The organism is Duganella aquatilis (genome assembly GCF_009674565.1).
Lineage (GTDB): Bacteria > Pseudomonadota > Gammaproteobacteria > Burkholderiales > Burkholderiaceae_D > Rugamonas > Rugamonas aquatilis.
In genome coordinates, this window is record NZ_WKJL01000006.1 from 94,738 (window position 1) to 111,568 (window position 16,831).

The following is a 16,831-nucleotide window of genomic DNA, read 5'->3' on the forward strand; positions in this document are numbered from 1 at the left end:
CCCGAATTGATTTTGTTTGGGGGACATGGTGTGTACACGCTAGGTGTGAGGCTGTTCCGCAGCCCGCGACCGGTATTATATAAGGGTTTCCCTTGGAAATATTGGTCCCTTGCATTATTTTTTCATCCAAGTTAAAAATGGCGTGAGATCGGTCCCGCTTTCGACATACCAGGCGCGCCGCGCGATGTCGAATTTTGCGCCCAGCGCCTTGACCTCGTCCTTGTCGTGGAAACTGGCCGTCAGGTAGTGGCGCGAGGCCGGCGCAGGGGCTGGCGCCCTCTGGTTTCGCTCTAGCGCACCCTCGGCAGCTGCTGAAGATTTAGGCAGTCGCATCTGCGCGATGAAGCTGCTGCGCGCGCCGGCGTCGGCCGGCGACATCAATGTGAGGCGCGCACGGGCGCGTGTCGCCGCCACATAGAACAGGTTTTCCTCCTCCCTTCTGGGATGGGCCGGGTGGGGGAATTCGCCCTCCTCCAGAAAGGGGAGGATGACGTGGTCGAACTCCTTGCCCTTGGCATTGGCTGCACATTCAATCAGCACCGACTTGCGGTCGCGCTTGCGGCGGATGAAGGCTTCGCGTGCGTTCACCGCGCTCCAGAATTCGCGCAGGCTCTGGCCGGAGGCGGCCGCCGATTCGAGCAGGCTGGCGATCGACCGCGTGATGACGCTGGCGTCGTAGGCGCGCACGAAGATGCGGCGCGCGGTGGCGGCCAGCTTGACGCGCTCGCACAATTCGGTCAGCACGGCGGCGGCCGGCGCGTCGGCATCGACGGTCGCCAGCCACGCCAGCGCATCGATCACGGCGCGCTTGGTGGCCTGGCTGGCGACGTCGCGGTAGCCCGGCTCGACGCCGTCGCGGCGCTCGTCCTCGATCATGAACAGTTCGCCCAGCAGGTCGGGACTCTTCAGGATCTGCTGCTTGAAGTTGTCCATGCTGCGCGTGGAGAACTTCATTTCGCTGAACGCCACCAGTGCATCGACGATGGCGACGCGCACCTGCTCCGACTTGACGGCGGCGAAATCGCGCAGCGCAATGGCCAGCAGCCCGCGCAGGAACAGGATTTCATCGCGTTGCAGGTAGCCGGCCATCGGCGGCGTGCGGTAGTCGATATCGGCTTCGATCAGCGCGTTTTCAATGGCCATCGACTGGTGGCGGTCGCGGATCAGGATGGCGCAGCCGTCGTAGGCATGGCCGTCGGCCTTCCACTGGCGCACGGCGGCGACAACGCGCTGGGCGCAATCGGCGGCGCTGTCGTAGTGGGCGTGCAGGATCTCGGTGCGCAGCGGTAGGCCTGATTCCACGGGCTTGTGCTTCAACTCGGCCATGGCGTAGGCCAGGTGCGGACCGTGGCGCCAGGTCTGCGTCAGCGGATAGCGCACCAGCCGGGGAAAGCGTTCGGCGAAGCGGCGGTTCAGGTATTCCTCGCTGGCGCCCAGCTTGGCGTGGATCACCTGGTCCTTGTCGCCGGCGCCGACAAAGAAGCACTGCGGCCGGTCGATCAGCGCTTCCAGGATGCGGAAGGCCGCTTCGTTCAGGTCGTGCAGCTCGTCGCACAGCACCAGCCGGTAGTCCGGGAACTGCTCGGCCAGGCGCGCGCCGGCGTGCAGGTTGCAGGCCAGGTCGTAGGTGGCGTCGAACGGGCCGCGGAACACCGCGCCGGCGCCGCCGTCCAGCCGCATGGCCTCGTATTCCAGCGTGACCAGATAGTCGGTCAGCGTGATGCCCAGCTGCTCGGCGGCCTCGTCGTGGCCCATGAATTCGACGTCGCTGTCGAGCGCCATGGTGGCTTTCAGGCCCAGCTGGACGTCGAGGAACTGGCTCAACGCCAGGCTGTGGGTGTGCAGCTCCAGGCCGTCGACGCTGCCGGCGTAGCGCTCGCCGGTGCGGTCCGTCGCCTGCAATGCGTAGTCCTTCAGCGCGCGCACGTCGCGGCATTGGCGCACATCGTCGTTGTCGGCCAGGTCCATCATCCAGGCCGAGAAATCCTCGAAACTCAGCACCGCCACGCGTTCCACCAGCGTTGGCGGCACGCCCACTTCCACCAGCCGGCGGCGCAGCACGTCGCGCGCTTCCGGCGTGAAGGTCAGCGCCAGGATCTGTTCCGGCGCCAGTTGCCGCGCCAATGCTTCGCCGATGCGCAGCGCCAGCGTGGTGGTCTTGGCGGCGCCGGCGTTGGCGTCGACCAGCACCACCTTGTTCTGCGCCAGCTGGATGGCGTGCTGTTCAGCGGTGGGGATCAGGCCTTGCGGAGTGAAACGGGGAGAATTGGGCGGTTTGGGCTGGTTCATCCGCTACATTATAGCGACCGGCAGCCGCAGGCCGGTAGCGGTCAGCGCCGGCGGCGCGCCGGCCGGCGTCAGGCGCGCGGTGGCGCCTTCGATGAACTGGGCGTTGAAAACGCGCCGTTCGGTGTCGGTTTCGTGGTGGTCGATGCGTGCGCACAGCAGGTCGGCGGCGGCGGCGGCCATTTTCGGCATCGGCTGGCGCAGCGTGGTCAGGTTGTAGCTGATCCAGTTGGACGGCTCGACGGCGTCGAAGCCGGCCACCGACAGCTGGCCCGGCACGTCCAGTCCCAGCTCGTGGCGCGCGCAGTCCAGGCAGCCGATGGCCATGACGTCGCTGCCGCAGATGACGGCGTCCGGCACGCTGCCCAGCTGGGCGATGATGGCTTTCAGCCCCAGCGCGCCGCTGCGGTAATCGTAGGCGCCGGGCACCACCACCGGCGTTGGCAGGCCCAGTTCGGCGAGGCGTTCGCAGGCGCCGCGCTGGCGTTCGCTGGCCACACTGTAGTCCTCGCTGCCAGCGATGATGCCGAACTGGCGATGGCCGGCCGCCGCCAGCCGCGAGGCCAGCATGCGGCCCGACTCCAGGTGATCGCAGGTGACGGTGTTGACCGAGGCGTCGCGCAGGGTGCGGTTGAACAGCACCAGCGGCATGCGCCGGCGTTCGAATTCGGCGATATGTTGCGGCGTCAGGCGGGCGGCCGCGACCACGCCGTCGACCTGGAATTGCCAGACATCGGCCAGCACGCGGTCGACATCGGCCTCGCGCTGCAGCGTGAACAGCAGCACGCGCTTGCCGTGCGCGGTGAATTGCTGGCTCAGTTCGGCCAGCAGTTCCGGGTAATACAGGTTGGCCTGGTTGGTCATGATCAGCGCCACCATGTTGGAGCGGCGGGTAATCAGGCTGCGCGCGGCGGCGTTCGGGATATAGTCGAGCAGGGCGGCGGCCTTCATCACCAGCGCATAGGTGGCCTTGGACACGCTGGCGCCCGGCTTGAAGCAGCGCGACACGGCCGATTGCGATACGCCGGCCACCAGCGCCACGTCATAGGACGTAACGCGACGGTTCTCGCGGGCGATCACGGATTTCACTTCTGTTGCGCAATGCTCAACTGTCAGCTTGGTTTTGGTCATCGTCTGGTGTTTGGGACTGAAGCCGTTTTGTTTGCATTTTTGTCAGTGAAACGAGCATAATTAAAAACTTACCGGATGGCAATAAATATCGCATTTCTACAAAGAAATATCTTCTCCCATGTGGCTATGACGCAATTTATCCTGTTGAGGGGGTTTTTCTGATAGCATATCGCCCCTTTAGCTGAACTGATGTGATTAAGGAAGGGGCAAGATGGCCATAGCTTGCGGCGTCGATTTCGGCACGTCCAATTCCACCGTCGGCTGGGTGCGTCCCGGCCATCCGGTGATGCTGGGACTGGAGGATGGCAAGGTCACCCTGCCGTCCGTTGTCTTCTTTAATGCGGACGACGATGAAGTCACCTATGGGCGCGCTGCGCTGGCCGAATACCTGGCCGGCTACGAAGGGCGTTTGATGCGCTCGATGAAGAGTTTGCTCGGCACCAGCCTGATCGACGGCCAGACCGAGGTCGGCGGTCGCGCGCTGCCGTTCCGCATGCTGCTGGCGCAGTTCATCGGCGAGCTGAAGAAGCGCGCCGAGCGTTCGGCCGGCCGCCAATTCTCGTCGGCGGTGTTCGGCCGTCCGGTCCACTTCATCGACGACAGCCAGGAAAACGACCAACTGGCCGAAACCACGCTGGCCGAAGTGGCGCGCTCGGTGGGCTTCAAGGACATCGCCTTCCAGTTCGAGCCGATCGCCGCGGCGTTCGACTACGAATCGCAGATCGACCGCGAGGAGCTGGTGCTGATCGCCGACATCGGCGGCGGCACCTCGGACTTCTCGCTGGTGCGCCTGTCGCCCGAACGCGCCAAAAAGGCCGAGCGGCGCGACGACATCCTGGCCAACGGCGGCGTCCACATCGGCGGCACCGACTTCGATAAATACCTGAGCCTGTCGTCCATCATGCCGCTGCTGGGCTATGGCAGCCGCCTGCGCAACAACAGTGAAGTGCCGTCCAGCTATTTCTTCAACCTGGCCACCTGGCACACCATCAACCAGGTCTACACCAAGAAGATGTGGACCCAGCTGTCCGACCTGATCCGCGATTCGGCCGAGCAGGAAAAGCTGGGCCGCCTGCAGCGCCTGATCGACGAGCGCGCCGGCCACTGGCTGGCGATGAAGGCGGAAGAGGGCAAGATCGCCCTGTCCGACGCCGCCCAGGTGCAGCTGGAACTGGACCGCCTGGCGCCGCCGGTGACGCTGGAACTGAACCGCGACCAGTTCGACGGCGCCATCGACCACCTGGTCGGCTCGGTCGAGTCGACCGTGCTGAACCTGCTGCGCGACGCCGGCGTCAAGCCGGAAGACGTCGACACTGTGTTTTTCACCGGTGGTTCCAGCGGCGTGCGCAAGCTGCGCGAACGCATCGGTGCGCTGGTGCCGGCCGCGCGCAAGGTCGAAGGCGATCTGTTCGGCAGCATCGGCGCCGGCCTGGCGCTGGATGCCGTCAGAAAGTTCGGATAAGCCCCATGCTCGACCAGCCCATCGTCATGCTCGACTTCGAGACCACCGGCCTGTCGCCCGCGATGGGCGACCGCATCACCGAAGTGGCGGCGCTGCGCATCGTCGACGGCGAGGTGGTCGAGCGCTATGTGTCGCTGATCAATTGCGGCGTGCGCATTCCATCCTTCATCACCGGCCTGACCGGCATCACCCAGGCCATGGTGGACAAGGCGCCGCCGGTGCACGAAGTGGTGCCGCAATTGCTGGACTTCATCGGCAGCGATCCGCTGTCCGCCCACAACGCCAGCTTCGACGACAAGTTCCTGCGCGCCGAGGCCGAGCGGCTGGACCTGACGCCGCGCCATGCGTCGCTGGTGTGCTCGCTGAAACTGTCGCGCCGCGTGTTCCCGGAGCTGGGCAGTTACAAGCTGGGCCATCTGTCGGGCGCGCTTGGCATCCGCTTCAACAGCGCGGCTCACCGGGCCGAGGCCGATGCCGAGGTCGCCGCCAGGCTGCTGGTGCACATCGGCGGCCATCTTCGTTCAACGTACGGCATCCACCGCGTTGACAGTGAACTGCTGGTGTCGGTCAACAAGCTGGCGGCCGCCAAGGTGCCGCAATTCCTGCAAAAGCGCGGCCAGCCCGTTTGAGCGTTGTCAAATCCCGTCCGGGGCCGCGTTTTACACTTTGATCAACTGTGTTGTCATGTTGGTCAGAGGCATATCGTGAAAAAACAGTGTACGGCCAAAGAAGGTCATGACGTCTACCTGTGGTTCCTCGACGCCGCCGAGCGTGGCAACGCCTATGCGCAGTTCAATCTCGGCCGGATGTACAAAAAAGGCGAGGGCGTGGCGCGCGACGAAGCGCAGGCCTGCCGCTGGATGAGCAAGGCGGCGGCCCAGGGGCTGGCCTACGCCCAGAATCAGCTGGGCGCCATGTACTACTACGGCCGCGGCGTCGACAGCGACGACGACCTGGCCGCGCACTGGTTCCGCTGCGCCGCCCGCCAGGGCGAAGCGTCGGCCCAGCAGAATCTCGGTCTCATGTACAAAAAGGGACGTGGCGTGCCGCAGAGCGACGAAGTGGCGCTGGCCTGTTTTTGCCGTGCCGCAGAGCAGGGCCTGGCCAGCGCGCAAACGCTGGTCGGCGAAGCGTACTGCAACGGCTATGGCGTGACGCAAAATTATCCGCTGGCCCTGGCCTGGTTCCGCAAAGCCGCCCTGCAAAACGACGCCAACGCCCAGTTGCAGCTGGGACTGATGTACAAGCACGCGCGCGGCGTGCCGCGCAACGAGGCGCAGGCGGTGGCCTGGTTCCGGCAGGCGGCGGCGCAGGATGATGCGGTGGCCCAGCGCCTGGTCGGCGTGGCCTATGCCGAAGGGCTGGGCGTGTCGCGCGACGCCCGCCGCGGTTACGCCTGGCTGCTGCGCGCCGCCGAGCAGGAAGACGCCGACGCCCAGTTCAATCTCGGCGTGATGCTGGCCAACGGCAAGGGCGTGGAGCAGGACGACGAGCTGGCGTTCACCTGGTATCGGCGCGCGGCGCAGGCCGGCCACGCGCTGGCACAGTACAACCTCGGCGGCCTGTACGCGCGCGGGCGCGGCGTCGAGCGCGACGAGGGCATGGCGCTGGAGTGGTACCGGCGCGCGGCCGAGCAGGGCACGCCGCATGCGCAGTTCAACGTTGCCGTCATGTACGCCAATGGCAACGGCGTGACCCGCGACGAGGCGCTGGCCGCCGTCTGGTATCGCAGCGCCGCCGAGCAGGGCGACGCCAGCGCGCAGAACAACCTCGGAGTGATGTACGCCAACGGCGTCGGCGTCGAGCGCGACGATGCGCAGGCGGTCGACTGGTACGGCAAGGCTGCCGAGCAGGGCCATGCGCTGGCGCAGTTCAACCTGGGCGGAATGTATGGCTGCGGACGCGGCGTCGAGCGCGATCCGACCCGCTCCTTCATGTGGCTGACGCTGGCGGCGCAGGCAGGCGACGTGGCGGCGGTCAGCAACCGCCGCAAGATGGCGCTGGTGATGACGCCGCAGGCCATCGAAGCGGCGCAGGCGCTGGTGCACGCATGGCGCGACACCCATGCGCGCGCCTGCTACGTGCCGCACAACCGGGCGTCGGACTGACTCAGGCCCGGGCGGGCAGGCGGCGGTCGAGGAACAGGCTGTTGCCGTGGATTTTCTTGGCCTGCTTCTTTGATTCGGCGGCGGCGGTGGCGATCTGGTGGTGGGTGTGGTACTGGTGCGGTTCGACGCGGATCGCGCCGATCGACAGGCTCATCAACGAGTAAAACACTTTTTTGCCCTGGCGGTCTTCGCTGAGGTAGCCGCCGCGCTCGCGGTCGTCGGCGCTGTAGAAGTCCAGCACGTTGTGGCCGAATTCGTCCAGCACCGCCTGGCAGCGCCGTTCCCAGTCCTCGCTCTGGAACAGCACCATGAAGTCGTCGCCGCCGATGTGGCCGACAAAGTCGCGGTCGGGATCGCAATAGCCGCTGAGGATGTTGCCGGTCAGCTGGATCACGTCGTCGCCCCGGCGGTAGCCGTAGATGTCGTTGAACGGCTTGAAATGGTCGAGGTCGAAATAGCAGACCCAGAAGCGGGCGCCGCTTTCCAGCAGACGCTCGATATGTTCGGTGATCGGCACATTGCCCGGCAGCTGTGTCAGCGGGTTGGCGTAGCGCGCGGCATGGATCTGCATCTGGGTGATCTCGCGCATCAGGTCGTGGCCGGTGCCCATGCCCAGATAGCGGCCCTGGTCGGTGATGATGAAACCGTTGAACAGGTGGTGCGCCTCGGCCTTGGCCATGCGGTAGCTCAGTTCCTGCAGGCTGGTGTTGCGGTCGGCCACCAGCGGCGTGCGGTCCATGAACTGCTGGCACGACTTCTTGCCGTACAGCTCGCGCTCGTAGGGGCGGGCGAAGTGCTCGATCATGTCGAAGCGGTTGATCAGGCCCTGCGGCTGGCCGTCGTCCACCACCGGAAGTATCATCAGCTTCGGGTCGCGCTGGAAGATCGCGTACACCTCGTTGTTGTTCATGCTCGACGTCACCGCCGGCACCTCGTGCAGCAGCTTGTGGATGCTGGAAGCGTGCTGGTCGTTGAGGCGCTGCGGATATACGGCGACGCCGTTGCGCGACAGCGCCTTGACCACCTCGGGCTGCGCGCTGCGCGCGGGCAGCGGCTGCGGCCGGCCCAGATGGTAGCCCTGGCCGTAGGCGACGCCGACGTCGCGCAGCACCAGCAGCTCCGGCTGCGTCTCGATGCCCTCGGCGATCACCAGCGTGTTGGATTTCTCTGCGATTTCCTGGATCGAGCGCACGAATTGCAGCTTCACCGGATCATGATTGATGCCCTGGATGAAATGCATGTCGATCTTGACATACTCGGGCCGCAATTCCGACCACAGCCGCAGGCTGGAAAAGCCCTCGCCGAGGTCGTCGATAGCGATCTGAAAGCCCATCTGGCGGTAATGCAGCACCGCCTCGCGCATCAGGGCGTAGTCGCAGGTGGGCTGGTTTTCGGTCAGCTCGATGATCACGCGCCCGGGATGGATGCCGATCTGCTGGATGATTTCCAGCGTCTCGCCATGGCGCGCATCGCGCTGCAGCAGGCACTCCGGGCTGACGTTGAGGAACAGCTGGCCCGGCAGGGCCAGCTCGGCAAAGCGCTCCAGCACCACCTTGCGGCACAGGTTCTCGACCTGCGCCGTCAGGCCGTTGGCGCGCGCCGCCTTGAACAGATTCATCGGCGAATGCAACGGACTGCCGGACGGCCCGCGTATCAAACCTTCATAAGCGATGATTTCGCCGCTCTGCATGTGTACAATCGGTTGGAACACCGCACTGAGCTGCCTGCGCGCCAGGATCTCGTACAACTGCGAACGCAGCAGCGCTTCCTCCCCGTCCTCGTCGCGAGGCGTCAGGTAAGTGACTGTGGCGCCGGCGGACGGCTGGAGTGCGGAATTCACGATGAATCGTTTGCCAAATATCAGTTTAACTGTACGATCATAGAAGCAATTTGTTACCGGATGATGAATTTAAGAAACATATTGTCCTGGACACGCGCTACAATTGACAATCACACCGTCGTTTAAGAGAGCAGGTATTTATGCATGGTCGTTCCCTCGTTTTTTGCTTGAGCCTGTTTAGCGCGGCCAGCGCCGGCGCCAGCGGCATTGCAGTGCAGGTGCAGGACGCGACTGGCAAGGTGCTACCGGATACCGTGGTCTATGTCGAACTCGAAGGCGGCGCATCGCCGGCCGGCAAGCCGGCCACCGCGCAGATCGAGCAGAAGGGCCTGAAATTCCTGCCGCTGGTGACCGTGGTGCAGACCGGCGCCACCATCAACTTCCCCAACAACGACAAGGTGCGCCACCACATCTATTCGTTCTCGCCGGCGCACAAATTCGACCAGAAGCTGTATTCCGGCCAGGCGGCGTCGCCGCAGGTGTTCGACAAGGCTGGCACGGTTGTCCTCGGCTGCAATATTCATGACAAAATGATCGCCTACGTGAAGGTGGTCGACACGCCGTATTTCGCCAAGACCGACGGCTCCGGCGCCGTCCGCATCGAGCTGCCGGCGGCCGGCAAGTACGTGGTCAAGGCCTGGCATTACAACACCGTGGGCGGCGCCACGCCGGAGCAGACGCTGACGGTGAAGGCGGGCGACCTGACGACGGCCGTCTTCAAGCTGCCGATGAAACCCACCGCGGCCGACGACGCCGCGCTTTAAAGGACTGGCCTGAGCATGCGTCTCCGTTTTCGCAGCCTCGAAACCCGTATCGTCACGCTGTTCCTGGCGCTGATCGTGGCTGTCCAGGTGGTCGGCCTGCTGGTGATCCAGCGCGGCATCGACAACAACGCCCGCCTCGCCATCAGCAGTGAACTGGGCAACGGCTCCAAGATCTTCCGCCGCCTGCTGGACCAGAATGCGCAGAACCTGCGCTTCGGCGCGCGCCTGCTGGCGCGCGACACGGCCTTCGTCGCCGCCATCGGCAACAACGACGAAAGCGACCGCGCCACCATCGAGTCGGCGCTGGCCAACAGCGGCCGCCGCATCAAGGCGTCGCTGACCATGCTGATCGGCGACGACCGCAAGATCAGCGTCTCGACCAACCCGGCGCAGGCGGCCGGGCTGGAAAAAATGGCGCTGTCGATGCTGGACGCGGCCGAAGCGGCCGACGGCGCGATCGGCATCGCCATCGTCGACCACCGGCCGTTCCAGATCGTCGCCATGCCGGTCAAGGCGCCGATCACCATCGGCTGGATCGTGATGACCTTCCCGATCGACCGCCAACTGGCCGGCGACATGCGCGAAGTCAGTTCGCTGCACACCACGGTGCTGACCCGCGACACGCAGGGCAAGTGGCTGTCGGCCGGTTCCACCTTTGTTGGTCCGTCGGCGCAGGAAGTGGTCGACCAGCTGCAGGCGCGCGGCGCCAAGGCGCCCGACGGCCCGTTCGACATCACGGTGGAAGCCTCGCAGTACAGCGCGCGCCTGATGTCGATCGGCGAGGACAACGGCCAGACCGCCAGCGTGCTGCTGGCGCGTTCCATCGATGAAGCCACCGCCGAATACCGCCGCCTGGAGCGCTGGCTGATCGGCCTGACGCTGGGCGGCATCTTCGCCTCGGCGCTGGCCATCGTGTTTACCGCCAAGCGCATCGCCCAGCCGATCAGCGAGCTGGCGGTTACCGCCAAGCGGCTGGAGCAGGGCGACTACAAGGTGTCGATCGACAGCCGGCGCGAAGACGAAATCGGCCAGCTGGCGCATGCCTTCGACGCCATGCGCGAAGGGATCGCCAAGCGCGAACAGGAAATCCGCCGCCTGGCGTACTGGGACACGCTGACCAACCTGCCGAACCGCGCGCAGTTCGTGCTGCTGCTGAACGACGCGCTGCTCAACGCGCGCGGCCGCGAGGAAGCCTTGTTCGTGCTGATGATGGACCTGGACCGCTTCAAGCACGTCAACGACGTCATGGGGCACAGTTTCGGCGACGCGCTGCTGCGCCAGGTGGCGGGCCGCCTGCAGCTGCTGCTGGCGAACCGCCGCCAGTCGTCGGCGCAGGTGGCGCGCCTGGGCGGCGACGAATTCGCCGTGCTGCTGCCGGCCGCAGACATGGACGCCGCGCAGCAGATGGCCGCCGAAATCCTGCAGGCGCTGGAAACCCCGCTGTCGCTGGAAGACCAGATGGTCGACATCGGCGCGGGCCTCGGCATCGCCGGCTATCCGGCACACGCCGACGACGGCGAGACCTTGTTGAGCATGGCCGAGGTAGCGATGTACGCCGCCAAGCAGCGCAACGATGGCGCCGTGGTGTACGACGCGGCGATGGACAAGTCCAGCGCCAAGAGCCTGTCGCTGCTGACGGAACTGCGCAACGCCATCGAGCGCCACGAGTTCCGCCTGCACGTGCAGCCGAAGATTTCGCTCGACACCGGCAAGGTGGTGGGCATGGAGTCGCTGGTGCGCTGGGTGCATCCGGAGCGCGGCAACGTATTCCCCGACGAGTTCATTCCATTCGCCGAGCAGACCGGCTTCATCCGCATCCTGACGCGCTGGGTGATGGAAAAGTCGGCCGAGTTGTGCCGCGAGCTGGCCAGCAAGGGCCATCACCTGAAGGTGTCGGTCAACCTGTCCACGCGCGACCTGCTGGACCAGGACCTGCCGGCCAAATTCGCCGACCTGCTGGCGCGCCACAAGCTGACGCCTGGCTCGTTCTGCCTGGAGATCACCGAGAGCGCCATCATGGACGATCCGGTGCGCGCGCAGCATACGCTGGAGCGCCTGAGCGCCATGGGCCTCGACCTGTCGATCGACGATTTCGGCACCGGCTATTCGTCGCTGGCCTACCTGAAACGGCTGCCGGTGGATGAACTGAAGATCGACAAATCCTTTGTGCTGAACATGGAGAAGGACGAGGGCGACACCAAGATCGTGCGCTCCACCATCGACCTTGGCCACAACATGGGCCTGCGCGTGGTGGCCGAGGGCATCGAAAGCGAAGCGGTGTGGCGCCTGCTGGCGGAACTCGGCTGCGACCAGGGCCAGGGCTACTTCATGAGTCGTCCGATTCCGGCCGACCAGATGATCCCGTGGCTGGAGAAATGGCGGCCGCCGGTATCCGTCGCGGCGCCGGCCGACGAGGCGGATGTCAGCTACGCCAAATAAAGGACTTTGCCGTTTTGCTAAGATGGCCGCTTCCAGTTATGATCTGTGTTCCTGATGAACCCTACTTGGATACGGATCACACATGCAACGAAAAGCACTTCTGGCTTCATTGATCATCTCCCAGGCCGCCATGGCGCAAACCTGCCCGGTCTCCGGCCCCGCAATCAACTATCCGGTGACGCGCACCGTGGACCAGCAGGACAACTACCACGGCACCGTCATCGCCGATCCCTATCGCTGGCTGGAAGATGCCAACAGCGCCGAGACCAAGGACTGGGTGGTGGCGCAAAACCAGCTGACCCAGAGCTATCTGGCGCAGATTCCGAACCGCGAGGCGATCAAGACGCGCCTGACCAAGCTTTGGAACTTCGAACGCTTCACCGTGCCGTTCAAGGAAGGCGGCCGTTATTTCTACAGCCGTAACGACGGCCTGCAAAACCAGTCGGTGCTGTACACCATGAAGACGCTGGCCGACGTGCCGCGTTTGCTGCTCGATCCGAACACGCTGGCCGCCGACGGCACCGTGGCGCTGGCCGGACTGGCGGTCAGCCCGAACGGCAAATACCTGGCCTACAGCACGGCCGCTTCCGGCTCCGACTGGAACGAAATCAAGGTGCGCGACATCGACAGCGGCAAGGATGTCGAGGACCACATCAAGTGGGTCAAGTTCTCGCGCACCGCGTGGCTGCATGACGGTTCCGGCTTCTTCTACAGCCGCTACGACGAACCGAAGGAAGCCACCAAGCTGGCCGACGTCAATTACTTCCAGAAGCTGTACTTCCACAAACTGGGCACGCCGCAAAGCGCGGACACGCTGGTGTACGAACGTCCGGACCACAAGGACTGGGGCTTCGGCGCCGAGGTCACCGAGGATGGCCGCTTCCTGATCATCAACGCCTCGCAAGGGACGGAGAACAAGAACCGCGTCTACTACAAGGATTTGAGCAGGAAGGATGCGCCGGTGGTCGGCCTGCTGGAGGACTTCGACGCCGCCTATGACTTCATCGGCAACGACGGCGCGGTGTTCCTGTTCCGCACCGAGCGCAATGCGCCGCGCGGCCGCATCGTCAGCATCGACACCCGCAAGCCGGGTGTGCTGAACTGGAAGCAGATCGTCCCCGAAGGCGGCAACACCATGGTGTCGGCGTCGGTGGTCAACAACCAGCTGCTGGTGGACTACCTGAGCGACGCCCACAGCCTGGTCAAGGTCTACGACCTGAAAGGCAAGGCATTGCACGACATCGAACTGCCGGGCCTCGGCACCGCCGGCGGTTTCGGCGGCAAGCGCGCGGACACCGAGACCTTCTACTCGTACACCAGCTTCACCACGCCAAGCACCATCTACCGCTACGACCTGAAGGCCAACAAGAGCAGCGTGTACCGCGAGCCGAAAGTGGACTTCGATCCAGCGGCGTTTGAAACCCGCCAGGAGTTTTTCACCTCGCGTGACGGCACCAAGGTGCCGATGTTCATCGTTTCGAAAAAAGGCCTGAAGCTGGACGGCAGCAACCCGACCTACCTGTACGGCTACGGCGGCTTCAATATCTCGCTGACGCCGAGCTTCTCGGTGGCCAACCTGGCGTGGCTGGAAATGGGCGGGGTCTACGTGATGGCCAACCTGCGCGGCGGCGGCGAATACGGCGAATCGTGGCACGCGGCCGGCACCAAGCTGCAAAAGCAGAACGTGTTCGACGACTTCATCGGCGCGGCCGAATGGCTGGTGGCGCACAAGGTGACGTCGCCGGCCAAGCTGTCGATCGGCGGCGGCAGCAACGGCGGCCTGCTGGTGGGCGCGGCGATGACGCAGCGTCCGGACCTGTTCGCGGCGGCGATTCCACAGGTGGGCGTGATGGACATGCTGCGTTTCCACAAATTCACCATCGGCTGGGCATGGACCTCGGACTACGGCTCGTCCGACAACGCGGACGAGTTCAAGGCGCTGGTCAAGTACTCGCCGCTGCATAACCTGAAGAAGGGTACCTGCTACCCGGCCACCATGATTACCACCGCCGACCACGACGACCGCGTGGTGCCGGCCCACAGCTTCAAGTTTGCCGCCACCGCGCAGGCCGACCAGGCGCCCGGCGGCGCGCCGATTCTGATCCGCATCGAGAGCAAGGCCGGTCATGGCGCCGGCAAGCCGACCACCAAGCAGATCGAGGAAGTGGCGGACCGCTGGGGCTTCCTGTCGCGCGCGCTGAAGATGGATGCCGGCGCCGACGTCGCCAAAGCTTTGGGGCAGCAGTGATGCGGGCCGCGCCAGCCGCCGCGCCGCTGCTGTTGGCGGCGCTGATGATGGGCGCCGTACCGATGGCGGTTGCGCCGGCTGCCGCCGCCTCCGCGCCCGCCGCCACGACGTCCAACGGTCCCGCCGCCAGGCCGATCGCCGAAGCCACGCGCGGCCTGCAAGCGCAGCCCGGCTTTATCGACGTCTGGCGCGATACCGACAAGGGCAGGGTGCTGCTGTCGGTCGCCGCGCTGGAACAGCCGTTTCTGTTGCTAAGTTCCTTGCCGTATGCGCTGGGTTCCAACGACGTCGGCCTCGATCGCGGCCAGCCGGGCGATATGCGCATGGTGCATTTCGAGAAGCACGGCGCCAGGCTGTTCCTCGTGCAGGAAAACACCGGCTACATCGCCGCCTCGGAGGACAAGGATGAACGCGCCGCCGTCAAGGAGTCGTTCGCCAGCGCGGTGCTGTGGTCCGGCGATATCGTCGCCAGCGACAACGACCGTTACCTGATCGACTTCTCCAGCTTCCTGCTGGCCGACCGTCACGGCGTCGGCGCACGCCTGGCCGCCGCCAGGCAGGGCGCGTATGCGGTCGATGTGGCGCGCAGCGCGGTGCTGGCGGCCGACGCCAGAGCCTTTCCCGACAATGTCGAACTCGAATCGCTGCTGACCTGCGCCGGTCCGGGGCAGGCCGACTACGTGCGGCAAGTCGCCGCCGATCCGGCCAGCCTGTCGCTGCGCCAGCGTATCAGCATGGTGCGGCTGCCGCGCCTGGACGCCAGTTCCGGCTGGCAGCCGCGCGCCTATCACCCGTTCTCCGGCGGCTTCGACGTCAACTACTTCGATTTCGCCACGCCGCTGGCCAGCAGCATCGACGTGCACTGGCAAGTGCGCCATCGGCTGGAGAAGACCGATCCGGCCGCCGCCGTCAGCACGGTCAAGAAGCCGATTGTCTTTTACGTCGATCGCGGTGCGCCCGAACCGGTGCGCTCGGCCCTGATCGAAGGCGCCTCGTGGTGGGCCAGCGCTTTCGAAAAGGCCGGCTTCAAGGACGCCTATCGCGTCGAGCTGCTGCCCGAAGGCGTCGATGCGATGGATATTCGCTACAACATCATCCACTGGGTGCACCGCGCCACGCGCGGCTGGTCCTACGGCAGCGCGCTGACCGATCCGCGCACCGGCCAGATCCTGCGCGGCGCCGTCACGCTTGGATCGCAGCGCGTGCGGCAGGACATCCTGATCGCCGAGAGCCTGCTGGCTCCCTACGGCAAGAATGCGCCGGCCGACAAGCAAAAGCTGGCCGAGGAAATGGCGCTGGCCCGCCTGCGCCAGCTGTCCGCGCACGAGGTCGGCCATGCGCTCGGCTTCGCGCACAACTTCGCCGCCAGCCGCATGGGCAATGGCTCGGTGATGGATTATCCGCATCCCATCCTCAAGCTGAACGACAAAGGCGAAGTTGACCTGGCCAACGCCTACGGCGTCGGCGTCGGCCCGTGGGACGATTACATCGTCAAGTACATCTACGGCGATTTCGGCGGCGGCGCGCAGGAACAGGCTGCGTTGGCCAGGCTGCGCGGCGACGCCCACGCGGCCGGCATGTTGTACTCCAGCGACCAGGACGACCGCTTGCCGGGCGCCAGCCATCCCGACGGCCTGCTGTGGGACTTCGGTCCGGATACGCTGAAGACCTGGGATCAGCTGGGCGCGGTGCGGCAGCGCGCGCTGCAAACCTTCTCGCCCGATGTGCTGCCGGACGCGCGCCAGATCGGCGAACTGGAAGCGCGTCTGGTGCCGGTCTACCTGCTGCAGCGCTATCAAGGCGAGGCCGTGGCGCGCCTGATCGGCGGCGGGGAATTCGACTACGCCAGTGCCGGCGACATCAAGGCGGGCATCGCCAGCGCCGGCGTCAAGGTCACGCCGGCGGCGGTGCAGCGCCAGGCGCTGAACAAGCTGACCGACACCCTGCGCGCCGAATACCTGGCGCTGCCGGCCAAGGTGCTGGACGTGCTGACGCCACCGGCGGCTGGCTACGAGCGCGGCCGCGAATACTTCGCCACCCGCATGGACTCGGTGTTCGACGCCTTCTCGATCGCCGAGGCCGGCGCCGCGCAGACCGCCGGTTTCCTGCTGGACGCCGGTCGCGTCAACCGCCTCGCATGGCAGCACGCGCGCGATGCGCAGCAGCCCGGCGTGCAGGAGGCGCTGTCGCTGCTGCTGGCCAAAACCTGGAGGCGCGAGCCGGTGCCGGCCTCCGTGGTTGGCGGCGAAGCGGTACAGCTGGCGGCCGACTGGGTGGTGGTCGATGGTTTGCTGAATCTGCTCGACGGCGCCAAGCTGCATCCGCAGGCCGCTGCGGAAGTGCGGGCGTCGGTGCGCGAGCTGGTGCGGTGGCTGAACAACAATCCGGGCAAGGGCGTGATCGCCGACAGCCGCAGGCAGGCCGCCGAGCACATGGCCGCGTACTTGAACGATCCACGTAGCGTCAAGCTGCGCTCGCTGCCGGTGGTGCCGCCAGGCGCGCCGATCTAGGCGGTTGACGGCGTGCGCACCAAAATGATGCCATATTTCGGTG

At 65.5% G+C, this 16,831-nt stretch carries 10 protein-coding genes; 7 read left to right on the forward strand and 3 right to left on the reverse strand.

What is annotated here, in order from left to right; translation table 11 throughout:
* Nucleotides 1-114: 114 nt before the first annotated feature.
* Both GJ698_RS11170 and GJ698_RS11175 read right to left on the reverse strand, forming a co-directional pair.
* Nucleotides 115-2,289: a 3'-5' exonuclease gene (locus tag GJ698_RS11170; RefSeq protein ID WP_154357697.1), complete on the reverse strand. Its 2,175-nt coding sequence runs from the start codon at nt 2,287-2,289 to the stop codon at nt 115-117.
* A gap of 3 nt (nt 2,290-2,292) precedes the next feature.
* Nucleotides 2,293-3,375, reverse strand: a complete 1,083-nt coding sequence (locus GJ698_RS11175) for a LacI family DNA-binding transcriptional regulator (protein ID WP_371865243.1) — start codon at nt 3,373-3,375, stop codon at nt 2,293-2,295.
* A 253-nt stretch (nt 3,376-3,628) separates the two neighbouring features.
* Here GJ698_RS11175 and GJ698_RS11180 point away from each other — a divergent pair, with 253 nt between their 5' ends.
* From GJ698_RS11180 to GJ698_RS11190, 3 genes are all read left to right on the forward strand, one after another.
* The gene (locus GJ698_RS11180) at nt 3,629-4,879 is read left to right on the forward strand and encodes an Hsp70 family protein (RefSeq protein WP_154357699.1); all 1,251 of its coding nucleotides are present in this window, start codon (nt 3,629-3,631) and stop codon (nt 4,877-4,879) included.
* 5 nt (nt 4,880-4,884) lie between these two features.
* Nucleotides 4,885-5,508: a 3'-5' exonuclease gene (locus tag GJ698_RS11185; protein WP_154357700.1), complete on the forward strand. Its 624-nt coding sequence runs from the start codon at nt 4,885-4,887 to the stop codon at nt 5,506-5,508.
* Between the two features lie 75 nt (nt 5,509-5,583).
* Nucleotides 5,584-6,987 (forward strand): SEL1-like repeat protein, encoded by a 1,404-nt coding sequence (locus GJ698_RS11190; protein WP_371865244.1) that lies wholly within the window; start codon nt 5,584-5,586, stop codon nt 6,985-6,987.
* Nucleotide 6,988: 1 nt separating this feature from the next.
* Here GJ698_RS11190 and GJ698_RS11195 read toward each other — a convergent pair whose 3' ends face one another.
* Nucleotides 6,989-8,746 (reverse strand): GGDEF domain-containing protein, encoded by a 1,758-nt coding sequence (locus tag GJ698_RS11195; RefSeq protein ID WP_154357793.1) that lies wholly within the window; start codon nt 8,744-8,746, stop codon nt 6,989-6,991.
* Between the two features lie 221 nt (nt 8,747-8,967).
* Here GJ698_RS11195 and GJ698_RS11200 point away from each other — a divergent pair, with 221 nt between their 5' ends.
* The 4 genes from GJ698_RS11200 (at nt 8,968) to GJ698_RS11215 (ending at nt 16,788) form a co-directional block, all read left to right on the forward strand.
* Complete coding sequence (locus GJ698_RS11200) at nt 8,968-9,591, forward strand: methylamine utilization protein (protein WP_154357701.1); 624 nt, start codon at nt 8,968-8,970, stop codon at nt 9,589-9,591.
* 15 nt (nt 9,592-9,606) lie between these two features.
* The gene (locus tag GJ698_RS11205) at nt 9,607-12,030 is read left to right on the forward strand and encodes a putative bifunctional diguanylate cyclase/phosphodiesterase (protein ID WP_154357702.1); all 2,424 of its coding nucleotides are present in this window, start codon (nt 9,607-9,609) and stop codon (nt 12,028-12,030) included.
* Between the two features lie 82 nt (nt 12,031-12,112).
* The gene (locus GJ698_RS11210; RefSeq protein WP_208023808.1) at nt 12,113-14,278 is read left to right on the forward strand and encodes a prolyl oligopeptidase family serine peptidase; all 2,166 of its coding nucleotides are present in this window, start codon (nt 12,113-12,115) and stop codon (nt 14,276-14,278) included.
* Nucleotides 14,278-16,788: a zinc-dependent metalloprotease gene (locus GJ698_RS11215; RefSeq protein WP_154357703.1), complete on the forward strand. Its 2,511-nt coding sequence runs from the start codon at nt 14,278-14,280 to the stop codon at nt 16,786-16,788. The genes GJ698_RS11210 and GJ698_RS11215 overlap by 1 nt, the downstream gene beginning before the upstream one ends.
* The last annotated feature ends 43 nt before the right edge of the window (nt 16,789-16,831 follow it).

Coding starts and splice junctions, on each gene's coding strand:
- GJ698_RS11170 (WP_154357697.1), bottom strand. CDS start 2,289: ATGAACCAGCCCAAACCGCCCAATTCTCCCCGTTTCACTCCGCAAGGC.
- GJ698_RS11180 (WP_154357699.1), top strand. CDS start 3,629: ATGGCCATAGCTTGCGGCGTCGATTTCGGCACGTCCAATTCCACCGTC.
- GJ698_RS11185 (WP_154357700.1), top strand. CDS start 4,885: ATGCTCGACCAGCCCATCGTCATGCTCGACTTCGAGACCACCGGCCTG.
- GJ698_RS11200 (WP_154357701.1), top strand. CDS start 8,968: ATGCATGGTCGTTCCCTCGTTTTTTGCTTGAGCCTGTTTAGCGCGGCC.
- GJ698_RS11205 (WP_154357702.1), top strand. CDS start 9,607: ATGCGTCTCCGTTTTCGCAGCCTCGAAACCCGTATCGTCACGCTGTTC.
- GJ698_RS11210 (WP_208023808.1), top strand. CDS start 12,113: ATGCAACGAAAAGCACTTCTGGCTTCATTGATCATCTCCCAGGCCGCC.
- GJ698_RS11215 (WP_154357703.1), top strand. CDS start 14,278: ATGCGGGCCGCGCCAGCCGCCGCGCCGCTGCTGTTGGCGGCGCTGATG.